The organism is Janthinobacterium sp. UMAB-60, assembly GCF_900095235.1.
In the GTDB taxonomy this organism is placed as follows: domain Bacteria; phylum Pseudomonadota; class Gammaproteobacteria; order Burkholderiales; family Burkholderiaceae_D; genus Janthinobacterium.
Map to the genome: position 1 here is coordinate 196422 of NZ_LT607495.1, position 6646 is coordinate 203067.

At 62.0% G+C, this 6646-nt stretch carries 7 protein-coding genes; 3 read left to right on the forward strand and 4 right to left on the reverse strand.

Annotated elements, in window-relative coordinates; translation table 11 throughout:
- The 3 genes from K0F86_RS21485 to K0F86_RS21495 all read right to left on the reverse strand — a co-directional run bounded on the left by K0F86_RS21485 (position 1) and on the right by K0F86_RS21495 (position 2899).
- Positions 1 to 786: an ABC transporter substrate-binding protein gene (locus K0F86_RS21485; RefSeq protein WP_219136213.1), complete on the reverse strand. Its 786-nt coding sequence runs from the start codon at positions 784 to 786 to the stop codon at positions 1 to 3.
- A gap of 71 nt (positions 787 to 857) precedes the next feature.
- Positions 858 to 1301: a thioesterase family protein gene (locus K0F86_RS21490; protein ID WP_219136214.1), complete on the reverse strand. Its 444-nt coding sequence runs from the start codon at positions 1299 to 1301 to the stop codon at positions 858 to 860.
- A 146-nt stretch (positions 1302 to 1447) separates the two neighbouring features.
- Entirely contained in the window at positions 1448 to 2899 is a 1452-nt protein-coding gene (locus K0F86_RS21495) for a sorbosone dehydrogenase family protein (RefSeq protein WP_219136215.1), read from the reverse strand.
- Between the two features lie 212 nt (positions 2900 to 3111).
- Between K0F86_RS21495 and K0F86_RS21500 the strand changes: the two genes are divergently transcribed.
- Positions 3112 to 4218, forward strand: coding sequence for an S-(hydroxymethyl)glutathione dehydrogenase/class III alcohol dehydrogenase (locus K0F86_RS21500; protein WP_219136216.1), 1107 nt, complete (start codon positions 3112 to 3114; stop codon positions 4216 to 4218).
- 115 nt (positions 4219 to 4333) lie between these two features.
- Positions 4334 to 4567 (forward strand): hypothetical protein, encoded by a 234-nt coding sequence (locus K0F86_RS21505; protein WP_219136217.1) that lies wholly within the window; start codon positions 4334 to 4336, stop codon positions 4565 to 4567.
- Between the two features lie 4 nt (positions 4568 to 4571).
- On the opposite strand, the gene K0F86_RS21510 is transcribed toward K0F86_RS21505, so the two are convergent.
- Positions 4572 to 5576: a GlxA family transcriptional regulator gene (locus K0F86_RS21510; RefSeq protein ID WP_219136218.1), complete on the reverse strand. Its 1005-nt coding sequence runs from the start codon at positions 5574 to 5576 to the stop codon at positions 4572 to 4574.
- A 116-nt stretch (positions 5577 to 5692) separates the two neighbouring features.
- Here K0F86_RS21510 and K0F86_RS21515 point away from each other — a divergent pair.
- Positions 5693 to 6646 (forward strand): polymer-forming cytoskeletal protein (locus tag K0F86_RS21515; protein WP_219136219.1); only part of this gene is annotated, 954 nt, incomplete at its 3' end.

Sequence of the window (6646 nt, forward strand, 5' to 3'; positions counted from 1 at the left end):
TCAGTGCAGGTAAGCCTCTTCGATGCGTGCCAGTTGGCCGTTGTGCCGCATGGCAAGCAAGGCCGCATTCATCTTCTCGATGAAATCGGCCTTGTAGGCGGGCGTATTGCGTGCGCTGTAGGCGATGTACGTGGCTTCGGACGACAGTTCCAGCACTTCGTGCAATTGAAAGCCGTAGCCGCTTAGTTCTCCTTGCAGCTGGCGTGCCGTGTGGCGGGCCGCGCCGCGGTCGCTGGCGTAGCAATCGATGCGCCGCAGCGCCAGTTTCTTCAGATTGGCATCGTTGCCCTTGGCCGCTTCCAGATGCAGCAATCCCTGGCGGGCCGGCACCATCAATTTTTCCGACAGCAAAAAACCCGTGTTGACGCCGATGGTCAGACCGGCGAAGTCCGCGGGAAAATGCGTGCGCGGCGTGCGCATGACGGCGTCATGGCAAAACAGCACCACCGATTCGCGGTACAGCATGGCCGAATACGGTTGCACGTACGGTCGCTCCGTCTTGCGCCCGGGCGGGAACAGACCGAATACCTGGCCTTTTTCCAGCGCGTCGAGTCCCCGTTTCCAGGGGCGCGGCTGCAAGTCCAGCCGATACTCCGGCATGCTGGTGGCGGCTGCGCGCAGCATATCGACGTACATGCCCTTGAAGACGCCGTTTTCCACATAGCTGTACGGCGCATAGTCATCGTCGCCATACAGGATGACGGTTTGCGGCGCGGCCAGGGCGGTCTGCCACACGCCCGACAACGCCAGGGCCAGGCATAGTCTTGCCGTTATCGCTGCTTGCATGCCGCTCCAGTTTCAATGTCTTCCTGGCAAGCATACAGCATGGCGGCAAGGCGAGCCGCTTAATCTGTCCCTTAATCGATCCAGTTCACCTGCGGGAACTTGCTGCCGAACTCTTCCGGCATGGGTACGACCTGGCTGCGCTTGTAGTTGAAAAACACAAAGCCGGACTTGGCCATGGCGATCAGGATGTTGTCGCGCGGGCGCGTGATGCGGAAGGTGATGTCGCCGCCATACTTGTTGAAATCCATGACGCCCACTTCGAACAGCAACTGGTCGCGCGCATGGGCTTCGGCACGGTAGGTGGTGGCCAGGTCGGTGACGATGATGCCGGTGCCGTCCGCTTCAATGTCGCGCACGCCGAATTCAAACAGGAAGCGGGCGCGCGCCTCGGAAATCATGGAAATCATGGAATCGTTGCCGAGATGGTTGCCGGCATTGATGTCCGTGGTGCGTACCGTCAGTTGCGAGGAATAGCAGTACTGGTCTTCGGGAAATTCAAGTTTCAAACGGGCCATGGTGTTCTCTTGGGCTGGTGCGCGGGGCGCGACGGGAAAAACCCATTCTAGCCGGTTCCCCGCGCCCCGTCGAAAAACGCCCTCTGCCGCGTGCGCCGCCATGACCGCCTGCGCACGCTTACTTATGTACGCTTACTTGCGTACGCTTATTTACGTACAACCTTGTACACCTTCCCCGTGCCGCTCAGCATATACAGCTCGTTTTGCGCATCCTGGCCAAACGACAGGATATTGCCCACGTTGGTGATGCCCCAGTCCGTCACGGCGGAGGCCGTGCCATTGCTGTAGCTGAAGCTTTTCAGCCAGCCGCTGCAGTAGTCCGAATACAGGTATTGCCCCGCCAGTTCCGGCAGGGCCGTGCCCCGGTACACATAGCCGCCCGTGATCGAGCAGCCGCCGGCCGTATCGTGGCCGTATTCGATGGCGGGCAGGACCAGCCCCGCCTGGTTGCAACTGGCGCTGTTGTAGCAATGCAATCCTTCCATGATGTTCCAGCCATAGTTGTTGCCCGCCTGGCCCACGGGACGCACGTCGACCTCTTCCCAATTGGCCTGGCCCACGTCGGCGATATACAGCAGCTGGGCCGGCACGTCGAAGGCGTAGCGCCACGGGTTGCGCAAGCCATACGCCCAGATTTCGGCGCGCCCGCCCGGCGTGCCGGCAAACGGGTTGCCTGGCGGAATGGCATACGGCTGGGCCACTGTGCTGGCGTTGACGTCCAGGCGCAGCAGCTTGCCCAGCAGGACCTGCGTGTTTTGCGCATTGCCGGGTGGGTCGCCCGCGCTGCCGCCGTCGCCCGTGCCCGCATACAGATAGCCGTCCGGCCCAAAGCTGAGCAGACCGCCATAGTGGTTGCTGAACGTGGGGTGGGGTATCGTGAGGATGGTCAGGGCGGACAGGGGATCGGCCACGTTGGCGTTGCCCGCCGACACTTGCCGCCGCTCGATGACGATGTCGCCGGCCAGGTTGGTGTAATAGATAAAGAAATAGCCGTTGCTGGCGTACTGCGGATGGAAGGCCATGGATAGCAAGCCCCGTTCGCCGCTGGTGGTGGTGAGCGGACTGATATCGAGGAAGGGCGTGGCCAGCAGGTTGCCGTTCTGCAGCACGCGGATGCGGCCGGGGCGTTCGAGGATGAACAGGCGGCTGTCGCCGGGCGGCGCCGTGAGGAAGATGGGGGCGTCCAGTCCGCTGGCCACCTCTTGCAAGGCCAGTGCCAGCGGTGCCGTGGCCGTATAGGTGACGCCGGCGCTGGCCGTCGCCCCCGCATTGACTTGCACCTGCTGCGTGACGGGTGTGGGCGCCAGCGTTTGCGTGCCTTGCGCCACGCTGGCGGCGCTGAGCGTGTAGGCGCCGGGTGCCAGATCCGTCAAGGTGGTGCTGGCCGTCAGCGTCTTGCTGTACGACGCGGGGCCCGTGAGCGTGACGGCGCCCGCCACGCCGGCCGGCAAGCCGCTGATGGTGACGGCCAGGCTGCCCGTGGCGGCGTCGGGCGCAGGATGGTGATGGCCGCCGCCGCAGCCAGCCAGCAGGGCCAGGCAGCACGCCAACAGCAGGGCCAGCCAGGGCAGGGGAACGCGGAAAAATGGATGGCGCATGTCAGTCTCCTGCGGGTAGGACGCAACGACTGGTCAATTGGGGGACTTGCACCAAGAATGCGCGTCTTTGTATTGGGAAGTTTGAGCTGGCGCAAACGTGCGGCGGCATCGGACAAATGCGCCGCGTTTTCAGACAAGCGCGGGGCCAGCTGCCGCGTCTCGCCCGCCTGCGCCCGATAATGGCGCATCTGAAACCGAGCAGGAAGAAACCCATGAAAACCAAAGCCGCGATTGCCTGGAAAGCGGGCGCCCCGTTGACCATCGAAGAAGTCGACCTGGCCGGCCCGCGCGCCGGCGAAGTGCTGGTCGAGCTGAAAGCCACTGGGATTTGCCACACCGATTACTACACCCTGTCGGGCGCCGACCCGGAAGGCATCTTCCCCGCCATCCTTGGCCACGAAGGCGCCGGCGTCGTCGTCGACGTGGGCCCGGGCGTGACGACCCTGAAAAAGGATGACCACGTCATCCCCCTGTACACGCCGGAATGCCGCCAGTGCAAGTTCTGCCTGTCGCAAAAGACCAACCTGTGCCAGGCCATCCGCTCCACGCAGGGCCGCGGCCTGATGCCGGACGCGACCAGCCGCTTCTCGCTGAATGGCCAGCCGCTGTTCCACTACATGGGCACGTCCACTTTTTCCAATTACATCGTCGTGCCGGAAATCGCCCTGGCCAAGATTCGCGAAGATGCGCCGTTCGACAAGGTGTGCTACATCGGCTGCGGCGTGACGACGGGCGTGGGCGCGGTCCTGTTCTCCGCCAAGGTCGAGGCGGGCGCCAACGTGGCCGTGTTCGGCCTGGGCGGCATCGGCCTGAACGTGATCCAGGCGGCGAAAATGGTCGGCGCCGACAAGATCATCGGCATCGACATCAATCCGGCGCGCCAGGCCATCGCGCGCAAGTTCGGCATGACGCATTTTATTAACCCGAACGAGGTGGAAAACGTCGTCGATACCATCGTGCAACTGACCGACGGCGGCGCCGATTATTCGTTCGAATGCGTGGGCAACACCACTCTGATGCGCCAGGCGCTCGAGTGCACGCACAAGGGCTGGGGCAAATCGTTCATCATCGGCGTGGCGGCGGCGGGGCAGGAAATTTCCACGCGCCCGTTCCAGCTGGTGACGGGGCGCGAATGGCGCGGTTCGGCCTTCGGCGGCGCGCGCGGGCGCACGGACGTGCCGAAAATCGTCGACTGGTACATGGAAGGCAAGCTCAACATTGACGACCTGATCACGCACCGCTTGCCGCTCGAACGCATCAACGAAGGTTTCGACCTGATGAAGAGCGGCGAATCGATCCGTTCCGTGGTGTTGTACTAATCTTATCGCATGTACTCATTGCGCAACACTTGACGGACGGGGCAGGGCGACAGGCTGTACTTCGCTGCCTGCCCCTGCTAGTGTGAAAGCATCCGCCTTGCTTTGGGAGCCGTTCATGTTTGCCACTGCCTACCTCGCCACCTTGCGCCGCATGCTGCCCGTCTTCCTCGGCGCGGCCCTGTCTTCCCTGCTGGCCTTGTGGTGGAGCAATGCCACCAGCCTCGCCACGCCCGCCATCTGGCTGGCGCTGCTGGCCACCTATCTGCTGTGCGCGCTGGTGTTTACACCGCTGGCCCGGCAGAGCCGCCAACTGGCCACGCGCCACGTGCGTCACGGCAAGCCGCGCTGACGTCCTAGCGCGCCGTGCTGGAAAAGCGTTCGCGGTAGTCGCGCGGCGTGATGGCGAGTTTCTTTTGAAACAGGCGACGCAGCCTGTCCTCGCTGTGCAAGCCCGCCTGCACGGCCACCTGTTTTAAGGAAGACACATTGTCTTCCAGCAAGCGGCGCGCCACTTCAAAGCGCGCCGTCTCGATGAATTCCGTAGGACTGCTGCCCGTTTCGCGCTGGAACACGCGCGTAAAATTGCGCTCGCTCATGGCCAGCCTGGCTGCCAGCAGCGGCACCGTGAGCTCTTCGGCCAGGTGTTCCATGATCCAGCCCTGCAACTGGCGGATGGTCGGATGCGTGGTCATCTGGCTCGACAGGTGCACGGAAAACTGCGACTGGCCGCCGGGCCGCTTCAGGTACACCACCAGGTCGCGCGCCACCTCCAGCGCGATATCGCGGCTGAAATCGTCTTCCACCAGGGCCAGCGCCAGGTCGATGCCGGCCGTCACGCCGGCCGATGTCCAGAATTTCCCTTCCCGCACGAAAATCGCATCGGCATTGACCTGTATCAATGGATAGCGCTGGCGCAGGCTATCCACGGCGCTCCAGTGCGTGGCGGCGCTCTTGCCGTCGAGCACACCGGCCTCTGCCAGGAAGAAGCAGCCCGTGCACAGCGCCGCCAGCGTATCGATGCGCGGCGCCGCCTCGGCCACCCAGGCGGCCAGGGCGGGAATCTCCTGCAAGACTTGCTCGACGTGGTGGCAGCCGACGATGACGGCCAGGTCGGGCAGGCGGTTTACATCGAGCGCCTTGCTGGCGTGCAGCGACATCAGGGTGTCGGACTCGACGGGGCCGATGGCTGTCGAGGCGATGCGCACGTCGTAGCCGCCGGGCAGATTGCGCAGGCGCAAATGGGTATTGGCGTAATCAAACACTTTCATGGCGCCGATGGCTTCCAGCGCCTTGAAGCCGGGGTAGACGATGATGTCGACGGTACGTAATGGAAATTCTTGCGGGCTGTGCTTGATCATGCAATGAGTGAGATAAAGGAGATAGTGCCATAATGCAACTGCGGTTTTGGCATGCAGATTAGCATGAAATTCGCTACCAACCGTTTGTCCTCTCATTCATCAGATTGCCGAATACCGTGCGCCTATATATTTTCATTGTCGCTTTACTATTTTCGCTGTGTACTGGCCTGGCCCGCGCCGGAACGCTCAATTTTAACGGTGCCGCCGTCACGGACTGCAGCAATAGCGGCGTCGAATATACCTGCGCCTCTTTGTCGATGCAATGGAATGACGACATGGTCATTGAGAGCGGCTACCGTGTGACGGTCAACAGCCCAGTGACAATTACGTATAACCAAGGCTTGACGATGAGAGGCACGGCGACCCTGACGGCCAAGGGAGATATCAATGTCAGCGACAACCCGCCATCGAGGTTAAAAATAAGTGGCGGTAGCATGATCGCCAATGGCGGCACTTTTATCGCAGGCGGGCAGAACGGGCAAAACATAGTCGCCAATATCATCGCGTCGTCGATCAAGCTGGGCGGCAGTCCGATCAGCGTGACAGGCAATCTTAATGCCACGGGTGCCGTCACTATCTCTGCCAGTTCGATCGTGAATGGCGCTATCCAGGGCGGCTCCGTGAGCATCGAGGCGGATGCCAAGGTCACCAACGGTATTAGCTCGACAGGGCCAATCAATCTCGCATCGAGAGTGAATGTCACGGGGGCTATTACCGGTACCACCATCGTTACCGCTTCCGCTGTCGTTATTGATGGCAGCATCACCGCCAGCACCTCGCTCTTGATCGAGTCTGCCAGCAAGGTGACGGGCAACCTGACTGCCCCTTCCATCCAGCTGAAGTCGACGGACCTGGTGGTGACGGGCAATGTCAAGGCATCCCAGACTCTGGTCATTGAGAACAAAGCTACCATCAAGGGCGATATAGAAGGTGGAAACGTGACCCTTGGGGATTCCGATGCGACCATTACCGGCAACGCCTTGGTCGATCACATTACATTGGGGTATCACGGCTGGGTGCAGCAGACCATTACCTGCAAGGCCTACACGCCGTCCAATCCGTGCAGCTGC